Genomic DNA, 19,345 nt, shown 5'->3' with positions numbered 1-19,345 from the left:
CTCACACCTCCATCAACGGGCCGCTGTCCGCGCGCCGTTCGGCCGCACGGTCCCCGAGGTGGGTCATGCGTTCGGCGACGGCCTCGGCGGTGGGGGCGGGGAGGTGGCCCGCCAGCCGCCCGTCCGCGAGGAAGAGGACCGAGTCGGCGTAGGAGGCGGCGACCGGGTCGTGGGTGACGAGCACGACGGTGCTTCCGTGCAGCCGGACGGTCTCCTTCAGCAGGCTCAGCACATCGCGCGCGCTGCGCGTGTCCAGGGCGCCGGTCGGCTCGTCGGCGAAGACCACCGCGGGCCGGGTCACGAGGGCGCGCGCGATGGCGACACGCTGGCGCTGCCCGCCGGAGAGCTCGTCGGGGAGACGGCCGAGGCGGTCGCCCAGGCCGACCTGCGTGAGGACCGCGCGGATGCCCTCCCGGTCGGCCTTGCGGCCGGCGAGCCGGAGGGGCAGCGCGGTGTTCTCCTCGACGGTCAGGGTGGGGAGCAGGTTGTACTGCTGGAAGATGAAGCCGATCCGGTCCCGCCGGAACCTCGTGAGCGCCGCCTCGCCGCCGCCGCTCATCTCCTCGCCGTCCACGACGATCTGCCCCCGGTCGGGGCGGTCGAGGCCGGCGGCGCACTGGAGCAGCGTGGACTTGCCGGAGCCCGAGGGGCCCATGACCGCGGTGAAACTCCCCCGCGGCAGGCTCAGGGACACACCGTCCAGGGCGGTCACGGCGCTGTCCCCGGTTCCGTACACCTTGCTCACCGAAACCAGCCGCAGAGCCTCGGCGGTCCGGCTCGTGGGCTGTCGTCTGCGATCGGACATGGCCATCACCCTCTGCTCGTCGGACGCGCTCTGCGCCACGACGACGACGCTACGGAGAGGAGCGGGCGGGCACATTGGCGTACGCCCCCGAGTACGGGGTGGCGCTGAGTACACCCGGCCCGGGGGGAAGCGCCCCGGGTACGGTACCCCTGGGGGTATCTGGGCCCCGGTGACAGGTACGCGCGGGAGGAACCATGCAACTCGACATGGCGGCCGAAGAGCTGAGGTCCGTCCTCAACCGGCTCCGGCGGGCCCAGGGCCAGATCGCCGGGGTCATCAGGATGATCGAGGAGGGCAGGGACTGCGAGGACGTGGTCACGCAACTGGCCGCCGCCTCACGGGCGCTGGACCGGGCGGGTTTCTCCATCATCGCGGCGGGGCTCGAACAGTGCCTGGCCGACGAGGGGCAGTCGCCCGCCGACAAGGACCGGATGCGCGCCCGCCTGGAGAAGCTGTTCCTCTCGCTGGCGTGAGCGCACGCTCCCCGTCAGCGCTCCGGGAACGGCTCCCCGCACGCGCTGCAGTACTTCGGCGTCCGGTCGGCCGACAGCCGCCCGCACTCCGGGCAGACCAGATCCAGCATGCAGGGAGCCTCACCGCCCTCGTACGCGGGAGTGCGCACGGCCGGCTTGATCGTGAGGCCCGGGCGCCGGCGGTGCACCGTGAGGTAGGTCAGCCCGTCCGGCCCCGCCTCCAGCGCCCGCCGTGAGGTCCGGGGCAGCCAGGTGACGGCCGTCGGGGCGAGGTCCAGGGTGTCGCTGCCCGTACGCAGGCTGCCGCCGCCCGCGAGGACGACGAGCAGCACGTCCAGGACGTCCTCCTGGTGCTCCTCCACCCCGGCGTCCGGCGGCAGACGGACGATGTTGGCGTCCAGCTCCCGTCCCTCTTCGGCGAGACGCCAGAGGGCGCCGCGCTCACCGGGTGCCGCGGCGGCGAGGAGTCCGTCCAGGACGGCCAGCACCTGCGGGGTGGCGTTCACGCCGCCGCCTCCTCGTCGTAGCGTTCGCGGGCCTCGTGGACCTGGTCGAGCGTAACTCCTCCCGGACTCGCGGGGGCGGGGGCGGGCAGCCGGGCGGCTCCTCCTCGTGCCCTGGAACGGGCAGGTCAGGGGTGAGGGCCGGAGGGAGTGCCTCCGTAAGTGCAGGCCTTCTCCCTCCGCTCCGAAACCGCCGAACGGGCCCGGTGGCCGCTGTACTCTCGGCCGATGATCCAGCCGACGCCCTCGAACTCCTCGGCCACGGGCGCCGAATGTGTCGCGCTCACCCGGACCCTGCGCCGCCGGGGCACCGTGGTCCTGTCGGTCTTCGCCGTGGTGTGGGCCTTCGCCGGGGCGTCCGGACTGGCGTCGTCGGGTGCGGCCCTGGCCGTCGAGATCATGGCCGTACCGGTCACCGCGGCGGCGCTCCTCCTCGTCTACCGCAAGGGCGCCGCACCCTCGCCCCGCCTGGTCTCCCTGCCCGCGAACTGGGCGCGTTCGGTGGGCATCGTCAACGTCGTCGAACTCGCGGCGATCTTCGCCGTGATCGCCGCGTCCAACGCCACCGGCCACCCCGCCTTCGTCCCGCCGGCGATCGCCCTCGTGGTCGGCCTGCACTTCGTCCCGCTCGCGCGGCTCTACGACCAGTGGCAGTACAAGGGGACGGCCGCGCTGCTGACCGGAGTCGCGGTCCTCGGCTTCGTGCTGATCGCGGCCGGCCTGTCGGACGGGAGCGTGCGCGCCGTGGTGGGTCTGGGCTCCGCGGTGACGCTGTGGGCGTCGGCGTACCACCTGGCCGTCAGGGGCTGACGTGCGGCCCCGCGCCATGGCGCCACCGGCGCTCCGGGCCTGCGGGAAGGGGCCCTGGGTAGGGTGGGCGCGACAGCGCACCGTGAACCGGACCGAGGAGCAGACGTGAGCGAGCCGGCGGACATCGCCCTGCAGCAGGAAATCGCCAGGGAGCTGGAGGTCGCGGAGACCTTCGACGCCCACCAGGAGATCGAGCGCCGCGTGGCCTTCCTCGTCGAGCGGCTCACCTCCACGGGTCTGGGCTCCCTGGTGCTCGGCATCAGCGGAGGCGTCGACTCCACCACCGCCGGCCGGCTGTGCCAGCTCGCCGTCGAGCGTGCCAGGGCCGCGGGCCACGAGGCCCGGTTCTACGCGATGCGGCTGCCCTACGGCGTCCAGGCCGACGAGCACGACGCACAGCTCGCGCTCTCCTTCATCCAGGCCGACCAGGTGCTGACGGTGGACATCAAGCCCGCGACCGACGCCATGCAGGAGTCCCTGCTCGGTGGCGACGTGGCCTTCCGCGACCCCCACCACCAGGACTTCGTGCTCGGCAACGTCAAGGCCCGGCAGCGCATGATCGCCCAGTACGCGGTGGCCGGAGCGCACAGCGGCCTCGTCGTCGGCACGGACCACGCCGCCGAGGCGGTCTCCGGCTTCTTCACCAAGTTCGGGGACGGCGCGGCCGACCTGGTCCCGCTGACCGGACTGACCAAGCGCCGGGTGCGCGCCGTCGCGGAGGCGCTCGGCGCACCGGCCGAGCTGGTCGGGAAGGTGCCGACGGCCGACCTGGAGACGCTCGACCCGGGCAAGGCGGACGAACACGCTCTCGGCGTCACCTACGACACCATCGACGACTTCCTGGAGGGCAAGCCGGTGGACGAGCAGGCCTTCGACACGATCGTCGGCCGCTACCGCCTCACCGACCACAAGCGCCGGCTCCCCCTCGCTCCGTAGGCCCGCAGGTCTGTCGCAATTCCGCCTGAGGCGAGGGGAATTGGGCGGCACGCGTCGCGCCTCGGCCGTTATCCTGACGGGCTCCACCGATCTTCACGAGCCAGCAGGGGGACTCGCGTGTCCAGCCCCAACCCGCCGATGCCCCCGGGGCCGCCGATCCCCCCGCCGCCCCCTCACCCTCCGGCCCCGCGGGGTGAGGGCGGCCGGCATGTGACCGCCGCTGTGATCACGGCGGCGGCGACGATCATCGCCGCGGTCATCGCCGCCGTGGCGGTGTCCGGCGGGGACTCGTCCCCGCCCACGGCGTCGGCGGCCGGTCCGGCAGGGACGTCGACGGCGGCCTCCGCGTCGGACTCCTCCTCCGTCTCCGCAGAACCCTCCTCGACTCCGTCGGATCCGCCGCTCCAGACCCTGCCGGCCGATCCGGCGACCGCGACCCCGCACAGCAGGCCCCGCCTGACCGCCGTCCCCGACCGGGCCCCGGCGGGAACGGTGGTGACGCTCAAGGCCACCGGCTTCGCCCCGGACGAGCAGATCCGCATCACCTTCCGGGACAGCGGGTCCGTCGAGAAGGATCTGCGTGATGTCACCGCCGGCCCGGACGGGAGCTTCGCGGCGGAGGTCCACGTGCCCGGCGAGGAGGGCAGCGGGTCGGAGACTCCCACGTTCCGTGTGTGGAGCCTGGACGACGTGGACACGGACAATCAGGCCGACACCCCGTTCACCGTCACCGAGTGACCCCGGGAGGGACCGTCACCATGCCCCGTGAGCCCGACGGAAAGTACCCGCCGATCGAGCCGTACGACCACGGGATGCTGGACGTCGGCGACGGCAACCTCGTGTACTGGGAGGTCTGCGGCAACCCGGCCGGCAAGCCCGCACTCGTCGTGCACGGCGGGCCCGGCTCGGGGTGCAGGCCCGGGGCCCGGCGGCACTTCGACCCGGACCTCTACCGCGTCGTGCTCTTCGACCAGCGCAACTGCGGCCGCTCCACGCCGCACGCGAGCGACCCCGCCGCCGACATGCGGCACAACACGACGGCGCACCTGATCGCCGACATGGAGCGCCTGCGCGAGCACCTCGGCATCACGAGGTGGCTGCTGTACGGGTGGTCCTGGGGCTCGACGCTGATCCTCGCGTACGCCGAACAGCACCCGGAGCGCGTCTCCGAGATCGTGATCCCGGCGGTGACGACGACCCGGCGCAGCGAGATCGACTGGCTGTACCGGGGCGCCGGGCAGATCTTCCCCGAGGCCTGGGACCGGTTCCGGGCGGGCGTCCCGGAGGCCGAGGGCCCCGGGGGCCTCGTCGCCGCGTACGCCCGGCGGACGGAGAGCCCCGACCCGGAGGTCCGGGCGAAGGCGACGGCCGACTGGTGCGCCTGGGAGGACGCGGTGCTGTCCATGGAGAAACACAGCGGCCCGCCTCCGTACAGCGGGCGGCCGGACCGCGACCAGCTGGCGTTCGTCCGGATCTGCGCGCACTACTTCTCGCACGCCGCCTGGCTGGAGGAGGGGCAGCTGATCCGCGACGCGGGCCGCCTCGCGGGCATCCCCGGTGTCCTGGTGCACGGCCGCTTCGACCTGGGCGGTCCGCTGATCACCGCCTGGGAGCTGGCCAGGGCCTGGCCGGACGCCGAGCTGACGGTGATCGACGACGCGGGGCACACGGGCGGCCCCGCGACCACCCGCGCGGTGCTGGCCGCGCTGGACCGCTTCGCACGGCGCGCCTGAGCAGGTCCCTCTTGCTTCGAGCGCGCTCGAAGGAGTTGGCTTGGGCTCCATGAAGTACACGCAGCTCGGACGCACAGGACTCAAGGTCAGCCGCCTCGTGCTGGGGACGATGAACTTCGGCCCCCAGACCAACGAGAGCGACAGCCACGCGCTCATGGACGCCGCCCTGGAGGCGGGCGTCAATTTCTTCGACACCGCGAATGTCTACGGCTGGGGCGAGAACAAGGGCCGCACCGAGGAGATCCTCGGCACCTGGTTCGCGCAGGGCGGCGACCGCCGTGACAAGGTCGTCCTCGCCACCAAGGTCTACGGCAACATGGGCGCGGACGGCGAGGCGTGGCCCAACCACGACAAGCTCTCCGCCTTCAACATCCGCCGCGCCGTCGACGCCAGCCTCAAGCGGCTGCAGACGGACCACATCGACCTGTACCAGTTCCACCACGTCGACCGGGACACCCCGATCGACGAGATCTGGCAGGCCATCGACGTACTGATCCAGCAGGGCAAGATCCTTTACGCGGGCTCCTCCAACTTCTCGGGCTACAAGATCGCCCAGGCCAACGAGCGGGCCCGGCAGCGGGGCAGCTACGGCCTGGTCAGCGAGCAGTGCATCTACAACCTGATGCAGCGTGGGGCCGAGATGGAGGTCATCCCGGCCGCCCAGGAGTACGGCCTGGGCGTCATCCCGTGGTCGCCGCTGCACGGCGGACTGCTCGGCGGCGCGATCCGCAAGGAGCGCGACGGCGGCGGCGCCCGGTCCACCTCCGGCCGCTCCGGCGAGGCGCTCGCCGACCCGAAGGTGCGGGCGCAGGTCCAGGCGTACGAGGACCTGCTGGAGAAGCACGGCCTGGAGCCCGGCGAGGCCGGTCTGGCCTGGCTGCTCACACGGCCCGGCGTCACGGGGCCGATCTCCGGCCCGCGCACACGCGAGCAGCTCGACTCCGCGGTGCGCGCGGTGGAGCTGGAGCTGTCGGACGAGGTGCTGTCGGCCCTCGACGAGATCTTCCCCGGCCCGGGGCCGTCGCCGGAGAACTTCGCCTGGTAGCCGGCGTAGGCGCGTGCGTCCGTCCCCGGCGGGCTCAGCCCCCGAGGGCGGACGCAGCCGCGACGACGATGAACATCAGTACGAGCACGGAGGCCATGATGCGGTTTCTGGTCTTCGGGTCCACCCGACGAGCGTAACCGCCCCGCTCACCGACCCAGCGGCCAGGCCCGCACCACCTCGTACCGCGGCTGCTCCCCCTGCACCCCGTCCACGGGCAGGTTGCTGCGTACGAGAGCGAGCTCGCCGGCCTCCCACTCCATGCCCTCGAAGCCTTCCAGCGCCGCCGTGTACGGGGTCAGGTCGGCCTGGTCGCGGCTGCGGGCGAGGGTGAGGTGCGGGGTGTAGCGGCGGTGCTCCTCCATCGGGACCCCGGCCTTGCGCGCGGCGGCATGCGCCCGCTGCGCCAGCAGCCGCAGCGTGTCGATGCCGCCCTCCGCCCCCGCCCAGAGCGCCCGCCCGTCGAACCTGCCGCCCCCGTGGATCCGCAGCGGGAAAGGCTCGGTCCGGTGCGCGGCACGCTCCAGCCGGGTGTACAGCTCCGGCAGCAGCTCCTCGTCGACGTTCCCGAGGAAGGCCAGCGTGTAGTGCCAGCCCGCACGGGCGGTCCAGCGGAGGTTCACGGCTCCGGGGATCGCGTGCAGCGGGCTGACGGCCCTGGCCAGCTCGTCGGCGGCGGGCTCCGGCGGCAGGACGGCGGCGAAGAGTCTCTGGCTGCTCATGCGGCGAGTGTCCCAGCGTCCCGGCGTGTCCGGGGGGCCGGGCCTATCGTTGTACTACGCGGCTGCCCGCGCCGTGCGGCAGCGGGCAGGAGCGGCACGATGACCGTCGTCGACGACAAGATCGAGATGGCCGACACCAGCGACGAGCGCACCCTGGACATGATGTTCGAGTGGCTTGAACCCACCCCCGAGGGATTCAAGGTCGAGATCGTCGAGGGGAACGTCTACCTGTCGCCGCAACGGGGCACTCACTGGCAGATCATTCTCGACATCATCGAGCAATTGCGCTCCGGGTACTCCCGGAAGCGGCTGATGTCCGACGTCCGCATCGACTTCCCCGGCCGCCTCAACGGCTTCGCCTCCGATGTCGTGGCCCTGTCCGCCGAGGCCGCCCCGGACGCCAAGAACCACTGGCGCTACCAGGACATCGAGTTCGTCGTCGAAGTGATCTCCAAGGACACCGCCGCCAACGACTACGGCTCGAAGAAGGCCACCTACGCCACCGCGAGCGTCCCGGTGTACCTCATCGTCGACCCGTACACCGGCACGTGGCACCTGCACACGATCCCCAAGGACGACGAGTACCGCAGCGTGCTGAGCCTGGACTTCGGCACTCCCGTCGACCTCACCGCGACCGTCGTCGGCCTCACCCTGGAGACCTCCGACTTCCCCCGCGACTGAACAGGCGACTGCCCTCGTCCCCGGGCCGGGGAGGAGGGCAGTCGTGTGTTCACCGGCTCTCAGGCCGCCGTGGCCAGCTGCTCGCGCGGGACTATTCGTACGCGCGGGCGACCCGGCCGCAGGTCGACCTTCAGGCGCAGGCCGCCGACCCGGGTCAGCATGAATCCGACGCCGATCGCGGCCAGCATCGAGATCGCGCCTCCGGCCGCCATGCCGGTCCGGGCGCCGTAGGTGTCGCTGATCCAGCCGACGATCGGGGCGCCCACCGGCGTGCCTCCGGCGAAGACCATCATGTAGAGGCTCATCACGCGGCCCCGCATCTCGGGGTCCGCGGCCATCTGGACGCTCGTGTTGGCGCTGATGTTGGTCGTCAGGCCGATCATGCCGATCGGGAGCAGCAGCAGCGAGAACAGCCAGACGGACGGCGACAGGGCCGCGGCGACCTCCAGCAGACCGAACAGGGTGCCGGCCGCCACCAGCATCCGCAGCCGCGAGGAGCGGCGGCGGGCGGCGAGCAGGGCCCCGGCGAGGGAACCGGCCGCCATGAGGATGTTGAAGAACGAGTACATCCCGGCGCCGCCGTGGAAGATCTCGTCCGCGAAGGCCGTCAGGAAGATCGGGAAGTTGAACCCGAACGTGCCGACGAAGCCGACCAGGACGATCGGCCAGATCAGCTCGGGCCTGCCGGAGACGTAGCGCAGGCCGTCGCGGAGCTGGCCCTTGGCCCGCTTGACGGTCACGGACGCGTGGAGCTCGCTCGTCCGCATCATCATCAGGCCGACGAGCGGAGCGATGAAGGACAGCCCGTTGAACATGAACGCCCAGCCGCTGCCGACCGTCGTGATCAGGACACCCGCGACGGCGGGGCCGATGAGCCGGGCGGACTGGAAGTTCGCCGAGTTCAGGCTGACGGCGTTGCGCAGCTGCGCGGGGCCGACCATCTCGGAGACGAACGACTGGCGCGCCGGGTTGTCGACGACGGTCACCATGCCGAGCAGGAAGGCGATCAGGTAGACGTGCCAGACCTCGACGACGCCGGAGAGGGTCAGGACGGCGAGCGCGATGCCGCAGAGACCGAGCGCGGCCTGGCTGATGAGCAGCAGACGCCGCTTCGGGAGCCGGTCGGCGATGACCCCGCCGTACAGGCCGAAGAGCAGCATCGGGAGGAACTGGAGGGCCGTGGTGATACCGACGGCGGCGGCGGACCCGGTGAGGCTCAGGACGAGCCAGTCCTGCGTGATGCGGGACATCCAGGTACCGGTGTTGGAGATCACGGCGCCCGTGGCGAACAGGCGGTAGTTACGGATCTTCAGCGACGAGAAGGTCCCGCCGGTCTTGCTCTCGTGGGTGGAAGTCGGTGCGGGGGCGGAGTCTGCTCCGGATCCCGTACTCAAAAGAGTTCGCCTCCTCGGACGTATACGGCGTTCGTACTGACGGGGACGTGACTGCGGGCGCTGCGGACCGGGGTCCGACGGCGCCCGAAGGGGTCACAGGTGGGCGAGCTTCTCCAGCACGGGCGCGGCGGCCCGCAGCTTCTCCCACTCGTCCTCGTCCAGGCCCTCGGCGAGTCCGGTCAGCCAGGCGTTCCGCTTGTCGCGGCTCTCGGCGAGCATGGCTTCCGCCTGCTCGGTCCGGCTGACCATCTTCTGCCGACGGTCATCGGGGTGCGGTTCCAGTCTGACCAGGCCCTTCGCTTCCAGCAGCGCGACGATGCGGGTCATCGACGGCGGCTGTACGTGCTCCTTGCGGGCCAGCTCACCGGGGGTGGCTGAACCGCAGCGGGCGAGGGTGCCGAGCACCGACATCTCGGTCGGGCTCAGCGACTCGTCGACGCGCTGGTGCTTCAGGCGCCGGCCCAGCAGCATCACGGCGGAGCGGAGGGAGCTCACGGCGGCGGCACTGTCACCGTCGTGGATCAGGTCAGGCATGTTCCTTAGCGTAACTCATTAGCTATGCTAAATACCAGCCGGTGGTACACGCGCGAGAAACTGATCACCCGAACGAGTGAGTATGAGGCGGAAAGAGGCGCGAAAAGGCCGTACGTGCCGCGACCCTGCTTGGCATGGGATCGACAGTGCTCAGCCTGCGCATAGACGGTGAGCTGCTCGACCGGCTCCGCCGGCACGCCGCGAGACGCGGAATGAGCGTCCAGGACTACGTGGTCCAGACGCTCGTACGCGACGATTTCGACGAACGTTTCCACGCCGCCGTCGACGAGACGGAGAAGTTCTACGGGGCGGAGACCCGTCACGCCGACCCGGCCGACCGGGTCACATGACGGGCTCCGCCCCGCAGGGGTGAAGACTTCGCGCGTCCAGGCGCGCGCTTACGTGAGGCCGAGCGCCGGCATCGCGTAGTAGAAGACGAAGACCGCGGACACCACGTACATGGCCGCCGGGACCTCCCGGCCGCGGCCCGCCGCCAGGCGCATCGCGCTGAAGGCGATGCAGCCGATCCCGATGCCGTTGGTGATCGAGTACGTGAGCGGCATCATCAGCATGGCCAGGAAGGCGGGGATGGCGAGCGTGTAGTCGCTCCAGTCCACGTCGCGCACATTGCCCGCGAGGATCATGAACCCGACCGCGATCAGCGCCGGAGTGGCCGCCTGCGAGGGGACCATCGTCGCCAGGGGCGTCAGGAGCAGCGCCACCGAGAAGAGCAGTCCGCTCACCACGCTCGCGAGCCCGGTACGGGCACCCTCGCCGACGCCCGCCGTGGACTCCACGAAGCAGGTCGAGGCGGAGGAGGAGCTCACACCGCCCGCGGCGACGGCGACACCGTCGACGAGCAGGACCTTGTTGATCCCCGGGAAGTGGCCGTCCTTGTCCATCAGCTTCGCCTCGTCGCCGACACCGAGGATGGTGCCCATCGCGTCGAAGAAGCAGGACAGCAGCACGGTGAAGACGAAGAGGACGCCGGTCAGCAGACCGACCTTCTCGAAGCCGCCGAACAGGCTGACCTCACCGATCAGGCCGAAGTCCGGGGAGGAGACGGGATTGCCCGGCCACTCCGGGACCGTCAGCCCCCAGGCGCCGGCCGGCAGGTCGGCGACCGCGTCGATGACCAGCGCGACGACCGTCATGACGACGATGGAGAGCAGGATCGCGCCCGGCACCTTGCGGACGATCAGCGCGAGGGTCAGCAGCACGCCGAGGACGAAGACCAGGACCGGCCAGCCGTTGAGGTGACCGTCGTTGCCGAGCTGCAGCGGCACCGTGGTGTGCGCGGCGTCCGGGATGCGGGAGACGAAGCCGGAGTCGACCAGGCCGACCAGGAGCACGAAGAGGCCGATGCCCATCGCGATGCCCTTGCGGAGCGAGCGCGGCACGGCGTTCATCACGCGCTCGCGCAGCCCGGTGGCGACGAGCAGCATCACGACGATGCCCGCGAGGACGACCATGCCCATCGCGTCGGGCCAGCTCATCCGGGGGGCGAGCTGGAGGGCGACGACGGTGTTGACGCCGAGGCCGGCGGCGAGCGCGATCGGCACATTGCCGATGACGCCCATCAGGAGCGTGGAGAACGCGGCCGCCAGCACGGTGGCGGTGACGAGCTGGCCACCGTCGAGCTGGTGCCCGTACATGTCCTTCGCGCTGCCGAGGATGATCGGGTTGAGCACGATGATGTACGCCATCGCGAAGAACGTGGCGAAGCCACCACGGACCTCACGCGCGACCGTCGACCCCCGCTCGGAGATCTTGAAGTAACGATCGAGGACACCGTGCGGCTGCTGCGGCGCCGGCGGCTGATCGACCGGAGCGGTGGCCGAGGAGGACATGTATGACCTTCAGTCGTGCATCGAGGGGATGAAAGCAGTCAGATTTGGATGTTCACACGAATGAATCGAGTCATCCACAAGCAGATTCAGTATGAATACATAAGGGAAAGATCGCTATCTCCGCGCGTAGATCCTTGGGCCGACTGGCCCGCAGCACAGCCCGTAGACTGGCCGCATGCAGAAGTGGACACCGAAGCACGAGGCGCCCGAGCCCCTGGAGGGCCCTGTCGTCGCCACCGTCACGGGGGGCACGATCCTCTGGTTCGTCCTCTTCGTCGTGCAGGTCCCCTTCTACGGCTGGTTCGACGACCGGGGCCACGCCTGGTGGATCTGGGTCTGCCTGGCCGGTGCCGGACTGGGCCTGATCGGCATCTGGTACGTCCGGGGGCGGGACGCGGCGCTCAAGCGGGCCGCCGCCGCGCAGGCCGCCGCCGACGCGCCCGACGGCGCGCACCACTGACACCGGGGCCCGTGCGGCCCTGAATCCCCGGCCCCGGCCACTGGCGTACGACCGTGGGACCATTCCGGTCCTCCCCCGGTCGGATCTTCCGGCGCCCGGCGGGTGAACCGCCCCTTCCGCCCGTACGGTCGGAATCATGACGCAGCGGGCACTCGATTCCTTCGGTGAGCAGCCGGACCCCGTACAGACCTCGCCGGCGCCCGCGCCACCGGGCGGGCTGACCACCGCCGAGGTCGCCGAGCGGGTCGCCCGGGGCGAGGTCAACGACGTACCGGTCCGCTCGTCCCGCTCCGTCACCGAGATCGTCCGCGCGAACGTCCTCACCCGGTTCAACCTGCTCATCGGCGTGCTCTGGGTGATCATGCTGGCCGTCGCGCCGATCCAGGACAGCCTCTTCGGCTTCGTGATCGTCGCGAACACCGGGATCGGCATCGTCCAGGAGTGGCGCGCCAAGAAGACCCTGGACAGCCTCGCGGTGATCGGCGAGGCGAAACCGACCGTACGGCGCGACGGAAAGGCCGCGGAGGTCTCCGTCTCCGAGATCGTGCTCGGCGATCTGGTCGAGCTGGGCCCCGGGGACAAGGCCGTCGTGGACGGCACCGTCGCCGAGGCCGACAGCCTGGAGATCGACGAGTCGCTGCTGACGGGCGAGGCCGACCCCGTGGTCAAGCGGCCCGGCGACCCGGTGATGTCCGGCAGCTTCGTCGTCGCCGGAGGCGGGGCGTTCACCGCCACCAAGGTCGGCCGCGAGGCCTACGCCGCCCAGCTCGCCGAGGAGGCGTCCCGCTTCACCCTCGTGCAGTCCGAGCTCCGCAGCGGCATCAGCACGATCCTCAAGTACGTGACCTGGATGATGGTGCCGACGGCGATCGGGCTCATCATCAGCCAGCTGGTCGTCAAGGACAACAACTTCAAGGACTCGGTCGCCCGCACGGTCGGCGGCATCGTCCCGATGATCCCCGAGGGCCTGGTGCTGCTCACCTCTGTCGCCTTCGCGATCGGGGTCATCCGGCTCGGCCGCAAGCAGTGCCTCGTGCAGGAGCTGCCCGCCATCGAGGGCCTGGCCCGGGTCGACGTCGTCTGCCTGGACAAGACCGGCACCCTCACCGAGGGCGGCATGGACGTCACCGAGGTCCGCCCGCTGAACGGCTCCGACGAGGAGTACGTACGCCGCGTCCTGGGCGCCCTCGGCGCCTCCGACCCCCGGCCCAACGCCAGCCTCCAGGCCATCATCGACGCCTACCCGGACGGGGAGGGCTGGGGCGTCACGCAGTCCATGCCGTTCTCCTCGGCCCGCAAGTACAGCGGGGCCGCCTTCACCGAGGGCGACGGCGACGCGTCCGCCTGGCTGCTGGGCGCCCCCGACGTGCTGCTGGACGCCGACGACCCCGCCCTCGCCGAGACCGGCCACCTCAACGAGCAGGGGCTCCGCGTCCTGCTCCTCGCCCGGGTGCGGGGCGAGCTGGACGCCCCCGAGGCGGCCTCCGAGGCCGTGCCCACCGCACTCGTCGTCCTGGAGCAGCGGCTGCGGCCCGACGCCGGGGACACGCTGGCCTACTTCGACGACCAGAACGTCGCGGCGAAGGTCATCTCCGGCGACAACGCCGTCTCGGTCGGCGCGGTGGCCCAGAAGCTGGGGATGCCGGGCGCGGAGCACCCCCTGGACGCCCGCCGGCTGCCCCAGGACAGCGACGACATGGCGACGGAGATCGAGCGGAACGCGGTCTTCGGCCGCGTCACCCCGCAGCAGAAGCGGGACATGGTCGGGGCGCTCCAGTCACGCGGGCACACGGTCGCGATGACCGGCGACGGCGTCAACGACGTGCTGGCGCTGAAGGACGCCGACATCGGGGTCTCGATGGGCTCGGGCTCGGAGGCGACCCGCGCGGTGGCCCAGATCGTGCTGATGGACAACAGCTTCGCGACGCTGCCGTCCGTCGTGGCCGAGGGCCGGCGGGTCATCGGCAACATCACCCGGGTCGCCACCCTGTTCCTGACGAAGACGGTCTACTCGGTGCTGCTGGCGATCCTGGTGGTCTGCTTCCAGGTGGAGTACCCGTTCCTGCCGCGCCACCTCACGCTGCTGTCCACGCTGACGATCGGCGTCCCGGCGTTCTTCCTGGCGCTCGCCCCCAACAAGGAGCGGGCCCAGCCGCACTTCGTACGCCGCGTCATGCGGTACGCGATCCCCTCCGGGGTGATCGCGGCGGCGGCCACCTTCACCACGTACCTGGTCGCCCGCCACCACTACGCCGGCACGGGGGCGCTGGACGCGGAGACGAGCGCGGCGACCCTCACGCTGTTCCTGGTCTCCATGTGGGTCCTGGCGATCATCGCCCGCCCCTACACGTGGTGGCGGATCGCCCTGGTGGCGACGATGGGCCTGTGCTTCCTCATTGTGCTCGCGGTGCCCTGGTTGCAGGACTTCTTCGCGCTGAAGCTGGTGGGGACGACGATGCCGTGGGCGGCGGTGGGGATCGCGGTGGTCGCGGCGGCCGTCCTGGAACTGGCCTGGCGTGTGGTCGGCCGCCGCTTCCGCTCGTGACTACTTCACGTCGACGAAGTCACCCGCGGTCGTGACGGCCGGGGTGGTCGAGGTGCCGGCGAAGCTGTAGCGCCAGTAGCCGTCCACCGAGGCCTTGACCGTGGTCTTCAGCGCACCGGTGTTGTTCGTCTTGATGGTCTTGACGGTGGTGTAGGTGCTGCTGGTCTTCTTGCGGAACTGCAGCTTGACGGGCTGCACGGTGTAGCCCATGTACGTGCCGTTCTCCCAGTTGGCACGCGAGAGCTTGCCGGTGGCCGTGATGGTCGCGCCCTTCTTGACGGGCTCCGGGGCGGCGTTGACGGTCAGCTTGGAGAGACGCTGCACGCGGGCGGTGGACTGGTAGTCGTTCCACGCGATCGAGGTCTGGTCGCCGGCGAGCGCGCCCGCGGTGACCTTCCAGGTGCCGGCCAGCAGGTTCTTGTAGAGGTCGTAGCCGGGGTACGCCGTGATCGTCATCGAGCAGGTGGCGGTCGTGGCGCTGGAGTTCTTGCAGGTCGCCGCCTCCTCGTTCGGAAGCAGCACCCCGTCGAGCCCCTCGTCCACGTTCGTCCCGTGCCACAGGTCGATGTAGCCGTCGGCTATGCCGGACGGGTGCGAGGCGGTGACGGAGACGGTGAACGTCTTCGCGGCGGTGGTGCCGACGACGACGTCCTTGCCGCCGTTGACGACGACCTTCGAGATGACCGGGTTCGCCACGGCGGCACGCGCGGCCGCGCGAGGAGCCTTCGCCCCGGTGCCGAACACGTCGGCCGCGGAGGGCTTGTCCAGGCTCGGGACGTCCTGGTTCCCCGCCTGCGCGGCCGGTACGGCGAGAGCGGACAGAGCCAGGGCGCCGGAAACAGCGGCGACGGTGGCACGAATACGCATGTGGTCCCCTGTGGAGCAGGGGACCCGCGAGGTGGTGTCCACCCGGCGGGCCCCAACTGGTCGATGAGTCTGATGACTCGCAGGATCAGACAGCGCACGGATGTGAATGGTTGTGCCCGGAGAACGCATTTCTTGTGAAGATCACACCGGTCCGCGAGATCGGGCCGGTATCAACACCCGTGCACCCGGACGCCTTCCGGAGCAGAAGGGGGACACGGATGGCCGACCTGCTCACCGGTGTCATCGCGCTCGCGGTCTCAGGAGCGCTGGGCGTCGCCGGCGAACGTGCCGCCCGCAGACGGAAGCGCGCGTTCTGGGACCGCTACGGAACCTACGAGGGGTTCCGGCGCCAGGTGGACGAGGACAGGATCCGCGCCGTACGCGACGCCCGTGGGGACGTCGCGGCGGTCAAGGCGGTCCGGGGCGACCACCCGCTCGCCTCGCTGGTCGTCGCGAAGCGGTACGTCCAGGAGCTGTGAGACCCGCCCCGTCGCGGGTCTCCGACAGCCTCCCGGTTCCCGGTCGTCAGTCGAACCAGCGGTCCCGGGCCAGCTCCTCCGTGCGGGACGGGTCCTCCAGGAGCGCGGCCACCTCGAAGCGGCGCGGCCACTGGCCGGCCGCCCAGGCGAGGCCGGCCGCCACGCCCTCCAGCGTCGACGCGTGGACCACACCGTCCGGGGTGCGGCGCCAGTCCAGCTCGACGCCGCCCGCGCGCAGTTCGCTGTGCTCGACGTACGTGGCGGGGGTCCCCGCGCCGAGCAGGATGCGTACGGACTCCGGCACCTGGTGCTCCTCGCCCTCCGTCGTCACCACGGCCTCGACGCTCTCGCCGAGCCGCCGCACCTGGAGCAGGTCCGCCAGCTCGGCCGCCCGGGCCGGGGCCACCGGGAGCAGCGGGAGCCCGCCGGTCAGCGGCAGCAGGTCGGGGGCGTCGGCGATCACGACGTCGGCCGCGTCGGCGACCCGCACCTCGTCGTCCACGACGGCCCGCAACTCGTCGGGCAGCGTGACCTGTTCGGGGTCCAGCTCGGCGAGCGCCGTGTAGAGCGAGTGCAGCTGTACGGGGCCGACGGGGCGGTCCTCGTCGGCGAGCCGGCCCAGCAGCTCGGCCGCCCCGCCCGGCTCGTCCAGGAGCGCCGCCACCGAGGTCCGTACACCGAGGGCGCGCAGCACCTGCGCGTCGTCGAAGCCCGTCGCGTCGGCGGAGTCGTACAGGCCCGCCAGGCGCGGGTCACCGCCCGCCGCGCGCAGGCCGGCCGGACGCCGGCCGTCGAGCACGGGGTGGTCGCGCAGCCACCACGCGGTGTAGGGCCGCACCGACTGCGTCGTACCGTCCGGGAGCAGCACCCGCACCGGCTGGGTCAGCGCGTCGCGCAGCGGCGGGAGGGCGAGCATCGCCAGCGCCTGCGGCCAGGCGTCGTCGTCGACGAGGTCCAGGTCGCGTACGGCGACGAGCTCGGTGGCGACCGGCGGCACGGGGGTGTCCGGGAGCTGGTCCAGGACGTCCTCGCACCACACGTCGACGGCGTCGAGCAGGCCCGCGTCGTCGGGCTCGGCGAAGTCGCCGTCGCGGGGCTCCAGTTCGTCCGGGTCGAGGACCACGTCGGTGGCCCGTACGAGGGCGAAGGTGGCCAGCACCCCGCAGGCGGTCAGGGGCTGTTCGCCCCAGCGGCCGGCCAGCTCCGCGTCGCACAGGGCGAGTTCGCCCTCACGCATCACCTGGGCGAACGGGCTGCCCGGCAGCACGAGTTCGCCGGCGGGTGCGGGCTCGCCGTCCTCGTCGGGCAGGGCGAGCGCGCCCAGCCAGGGCTCGTCGCCGGGCGCGAGGTCCGCGTCGCGGACGAGCGTGAGGACGGTCTCGGCGAGCTCGTCCCCGTCCAGGGCGTCCTCGTCCCAGATCTCGCCCGCGTCCAGCGAACCGGCGACGGCCGCCCGGACCTGCGGGGTCCGCAGGACGGCGCGGGGTGTGGCCGGCAGGGCGCCGAGCTTCTCCAGCAGGGGGTGCGCGGCGTCCGGGTGGGCGACCTTCAGCCCGAGCCGTGCGAGCCGGGCGAGGACGGGCGAGGTGAGCGCGTCCGGCAGCGGCAGGAGGACCTGGCGGGGGCCGATCGTGGTGCGGGGCGGCGCGTCCACCGGGCCGGCGAGGGGCACGGGCAGCCCGGAGAGCCGGTCGGGGTCGACGCCGGCCAGGCTGTCGTACAGCCGCCGCCACCAGTCCGGGTCGCGCTCCAGACCGGCCAGCCGGTCGATGGCCTCGGTCAGCGGGACCCGGGCGACGCCGAGCGTGCGCAGCTCGACGCGGCGTTCGAGACCGGCGGGCAGCAGACAGGGCAGGACCTCGGCGAGGACCCGTACGGTCCGGTCGCCCACGCCCTCGACCACCTCGGCCTCGACGGGCCGCAGCGCGGTCGTCCCCGGGCTCGGTGCCCCGGCGCCGTCCCAGTCGTCCCACTGGGCCGCGGCCTCGGCGGGGTCACGGGGCGCGGCGGGCTCCAGGAACGCCACCCGGGGCAGCCGCTCCAGGATCGCGGCCCGCAGGGCGCCGTCGAGCTGCCCCTTGCCGAGCACGCCCGGCACCAACGCGATCGTGGCGACGGACACGGGCTCCCACCCGGCGAGCAGCTCGGCGTAGGCGTCGGCCGCGCGCTCCACCAGGAAGTCGGTCAGCGGGCCCGGCGCGGGGTGCCGGCGGGTGGTGTCCAGCGGCAGAGAGGCGATCAGCAGCGCGGGCACGCCGAGGGGCTCGTCGGTGGGGGTCGGCGCGTGCACCACGGGGGCCGTACGGGGCTGCTGGGGCGCCCCGTCCTCGCCCACCGGCACGGCCCACGTCACGGACCAGTGCGGACGCAGCCGCTCCTCGACGGGCCGGTCGGCCAGCAGAGCGGGCTCCAGGGGGCCCTGGGCGGCGACGGTGCGCCAGCGGTGGAGGCCGTGCACGGAGTCGTCGACGTGCGTGTACGGGCCGTGCTGCGAGCGCCGCAACGTCCGTACGCCGTCGGGGGTTTCGATGACGACCTCGTCGAGGCCGGACAGCGTCAGGAGGAGCGCGTCGTCGACGCCTTCGAGCAGCCTGCTCACGAGGTCCTCGGCGACACCGTCGCGGAGCGGCAGGACGACCACCGTGTCGTAACCGTCGGGCGCGGTGCCCTCGGCGGGCAGCGGGAGCCGGAGCAGCGGTACGTGTCCGTCGCGGCGGCGCAGCTCGTCGCCGAGGCCGGGGCTGCCGACGGCCGCCTGCCGCGCGAGGTCGCGGGCCTCCGCGAGGGACCAGCGGACGCCTCCGTGGCGTCCGATCACGGCGGGCTCGTCGCTGACGGCCAGCACGGCGGCGAAGCCGACACCGAAGCGGCCCACGGACGACTCGTGACCCTCGCGCTTGGCGGAGGCACGCAGGGTGCTCAGCGACTCGACGCCGGTCGCGTCGAGGGGCGCGCCGTTGTTGGCGGCGGCCAGGACGGCGGGGCTGCTGCCGTCCGCCTCGTGCAGGGTGAGGCGGAGCCGGCCGGGGACACCGGCGCGGGCGGCGGCGTCTGCGGCGTTCTGGGCGAGCTCGACGACCAGGCGGTCGCGGTAGCCGCCCAGCGCGAGGTCCTCCTCGGCGTTGGCGTCCTCCCGGAAGCGGGCCGGGCCCGCGCCCCAGGCGTCGAGCACGCCGCGCCGCAGTCGCGCCGTCCCGAACGGATCGGCCCCCTCGGTCGCATTCATGCTCACGCTCGTACTCCGCTCTTCCGGTGACCCGTGACGCCCAGTGTGCGCCCGAAGGTACCGCGACGGGGCAGCCGTCAACGTCAGCCGGCCCCGGGACCGGCAACACGCAGGGCCGGACCGCACCCCGGCGGAACTCCAGCCCGTCCGGCTATTCAGGCCAAAGCCCTCCCGCGGACCAGGCCTCGCCCGACGCCCCGACACACAGGCCCGGAATCAAGCCCGTCCGGCGATTGAGGACAACGCCTGTACCAGGAGCGCCCCCGGGCACCGCGAGCCCGGACC

The 19,345-nt window shown here is 72.0% G+C and carries 19 protein-coding genes; 11 read left to right on the top strand and 8 right to left on the bottom strand.

Annotation, left to right across the window (positions count from 1 at the left end; all coding sequences use genetic code 11):
- Position 1: 1 nt before the first annotated feature.
- Positions 2-811, bottom strand: a complete 810-nt coding sequence (locus tag ACIP63_RS08575) for an ABC transporter ATP-binding protein (RefSeq protein WP_401515023.1) — start codon at positions 809-811, stop codon at positions 2-4.
- Positions 812-999: 188 nt separating this feature from the next.
- Between ACIP63_RS08575 and ACIP63_RS08570 the strand changes: the two genes are divergently transcribed.
- Positions 1,000-1,278: a metal-sensitive transcriptional regulator gene (locus ACIP63_RS08570; RefSeq protein WP_401512679.1), complete on the top strand. Its 279-nt coding sequence runs from the start codon at positions 1,000-1,002 to the stop codon at positions 1,276-1,278.
- Positions 1,279-1,292: 14 nt separating this feature from the next.
- On the opposite strand, the gene ACIP63_RS08565 is transcribed toward ACIP63_RS08570, so the two are convergent.
- Complete coding sequence (locus ACIP63_RS08565; RefSeq protein WP_401512677.1) at positions 1,293-1,784, bottom strand: hypothetical protein; 492 nt, start codon at positions 1,782-1,784, stop codon at positions 1,293-1,295.
- Positions 1,785-2,009: 225 nt separating this feature from the next.
- On the opposite strand from ACIP63_RS08565, the gene ACIP63_RS08560 reads away from it, so the two are divergent.
- The 5 genes from ACIP63_RS08560 to ACIP63_RS08540 all read left to right on the top strand — a co-directional run bounded on the left by ACIP63_RS08560 (position 2,010) and on the right by ACIP63_RS08540 (position 6,305).
- The gene (locus ACIP63_RS08560) at positions 2,010-2,591 is read left to right on the top strand and encodes a hypothetical protein (protein WP_401512675.1); all 582 of its coding nucleotides are present in this window, start codon (positions 2,010-2,012) and stop codon (positions 2,589-2,591) included.
- 105 nt (positions 2,592-2,696) lie between these two features.
- A complete protein-coding gene (gene nadE, locus ACIP63_RS08555) occupies positions 2,697-3,527 on the top strand; it encodes an ammonia-dependent NAD(+) synthetase (protein WP_401512673.1) in 831 nt (276 codons plus the stop codon).
- Positions 3,528-3,737: 210 nt separating this feature from the next.
- Positions 3,738-4,265, top strand: a complete 528-nt coding sequence (locus ACIP63_RS08550; protein WP_401512671.1) for a hypothetical protein — start codon at positions 3,738-3,740, stop codon at positions 4,263-4,265.
- Between the two features lie 20 nt (positions 4,266-4,285).
- The gene (gene pip, locus ACIP63_RS08545) at positions 4,286-5,260 is read left to right on the top strand and encodes a prolyl aminopeptidase (RefSeq protein WP_401512670.1); all 975 of its coding nucleotides are present in this window, start codon (positions 4,286-4,288) and stop codon (positions 5,258-5,260) included.
- Between the two features lie 49 nt (positions 5,261-5,309).
- The gene (locus ACIP63_RS08540; RefSeq protein WP_401512668.1) at positions 5,310-6,305 is read left to right on the top strand and encodes an aldo/keto reductase; all 996 of its coding nucleotides are present in this window, start codon (positions 5,310-5,312) and stop codon (positions 6,303-6,305) included.
- A gap of 146 nt (positions 6,306-6,451) precedes the next feature.
- Here the strand turns inward: ACIP63_RS08540 and thpR are convergent, their stop codons facing one another.
- A complete protein-coding gene (gene thpR, locus ACIP63_RS08535) occupies positions 6,452-7,024 on the bottom strand; it encodes an RNA 2',3'-cyclic phosphodiesterase (protein WP_401512666.1) in 573 nt (190 codons plus the stop codon).
- A gap of 99 nt (positions 7,025-7,123) precedes the next feature.
- Here thpR and ACIP63_RS08530 point away from each other — a divergent pair, with 99 nt between their 5' ends.
- A complete protein-coding gene (locus tag ACIP63_RS08530; protein ID WP_401512664.1) occupies positions 7,124-7,705 on the top strand; it encodes a Uma2 family endonuclease in 582 nt (193 codons plus the stop codon).
- Between the two features lie 59 nt (positions 7,706-7,764).
- On the opposite strand, the gene ACIP63_RS08525 is transcribed toward ACIP63_RS08530, so the two are convergent.
- On the bottom strand, positions 7,765-9,099 hold the full coding sequence (locus tag ACIP63_RS08525; protein ID WP_401512662.1) for an MFS transporter: 1,335 nt from the start codon (positions 9,097-9,099) through the stop codon (positions 7,765-7,767).
- Between the two features lie 93 nt (positions 9,100-9,192).
- Positions 9,193-9,633, bottom strand: a complete 441-nt coding sequence (locus ACIP63_RS08520; protein ID WP_356707868.1) for a MarR family transcriptional regulator — start codon at positions 9,631-9,633, stop codon at positions 9,193-9,195.
- A gap of 134 nt (positions 9,634-9,767) precedes the next feature.
- Between ACIP63_RS08520 and ACIP63_RS08515 the strand changes: the two genes are divergently transcribed.
- Complete coding sequence (locus tag ACIP63_RS08515) at positions 9,768-9,983, top strand: hypothetical protein (protein ID WP_187355795.1); 216 nt, start codon at positions 9,768-9,770, stop codon at positions 9,981-9,983.
- Positions 9,984-10,031: 48 nt separating this feature from the next.
- Here ACIP63_RS08515 and ACIP63_RS08510 read toward each other — a convergent pair whose 3' ends face one another.
- Positions 10,032-11,483 carry an NCS2 family permease gene (locus ACIP63_RS08510; RefSeq protein WP_401512660.1) on the bottom strand — a complete coding sequence of 484 codons (1,452 nt, stop codon included), beginning with the start codon at positions 11,481-11,483 and terminating at the stop codon, positions 10,032-10,034.
- A 175-nt stretch (positions 11,484-11,658) separates the two neighbouring features.
- On the opposite strand from ACIP63_RS08510, the gene ACIP63_RS08505 reads away from it, so the two are divergent.
- Both ACIP63_RS08505 and ACIP63_RS08500 read left to right on the top strand, forming a co-directional pair.
- The gene (locus tag ACIP63_RS08505; RefSeq protein ID WP_401512659.1) at positions 11,659-11,943 is read left to right on the top strand and encodes a DUF2530 domain-containing protein; all 285 of its coding nucleotides are present in this window, start codon (positions 11,659-11,661) and stop codon (positions 11,941-11,943) included.
- A 136-nt stretch (positions 11,944-12,079) separates the two neighbouring features.
- Positions 12,080-14,488 carry an HAD-IC family P-type ATPase gene (locus tag ACIP63_RS08500; protein WP_401512658.1) on the top strand — a complete coding sequence of 803 codons (2,409 nt, stop codon included), beginning with the start codon at positions 12,080-12,082 and terminating at the stop codon, positions 14,486-14,488.
- Here ACIP63_RS08500 and ACIP63_RS08495 read toward each other — a convergent pair whose 3' ends face one another.
- Positions 14,489-15,355 carry a DUF5707 domain-containing protein gene (locus ACIP63_RS08495; RefSeq protein WP_401512657.1) on the bottom strand — a complete coding sequence of 289 codons (867 nt, stop codon included), beginning with the start codon at positions 15,353-15,355 and terminating at the stop codon, positions 14,489-14,491.
- A gap of 218 nt (positions 15,356-15,573) precedes the next feature.
- Between ACIP63_RS08495 and ACIP63_RS08490 the strand changes: the two genes are divergently transcribed.
- A complete protein-coding gene (locus ACIP63_RS08490; protein ID WP_401512655.1) occupies positions 15,574-15,834 on the top strand; it encodes a hypothetical protein in 261 nt (86 codons plus the stop codon).
- Between the two features lie 46 nt (positions 15,835-15,880).
- On the opposite strand, the gene ACIP63_RS08485 is transcribed toward ACIP63_RS08490, so the two are convergent.
- Positions 15,881-19,060, bottom strand: a complete 3,180-nt coding sequence (locus tag ACIP63_RS08485) for a sacsin N-terminal ATP-binding-like domain-containing protein (protein WP_401512653.1) — start codon at positions 19,058-19,060, stop codon at positions 15,881-15,883.
- Between the last annotated feature and the right edge of the window lie 285 nt (positions 19,061-19,345).

It is taken from the genome of Streptomyces sp. NPDC088746 (genome assembly GCF_044751065.1).
In the GTDB taxonomy this organism is placed as follows: domain Bacteria; phylum Actinomycetota; class Actinomycetes; order Streptomycetales; family Streptomycetaceae; genus Streptomyces.
This window is presented reverse-complemented; position numbering and strand designations above follow the sequence as displayed.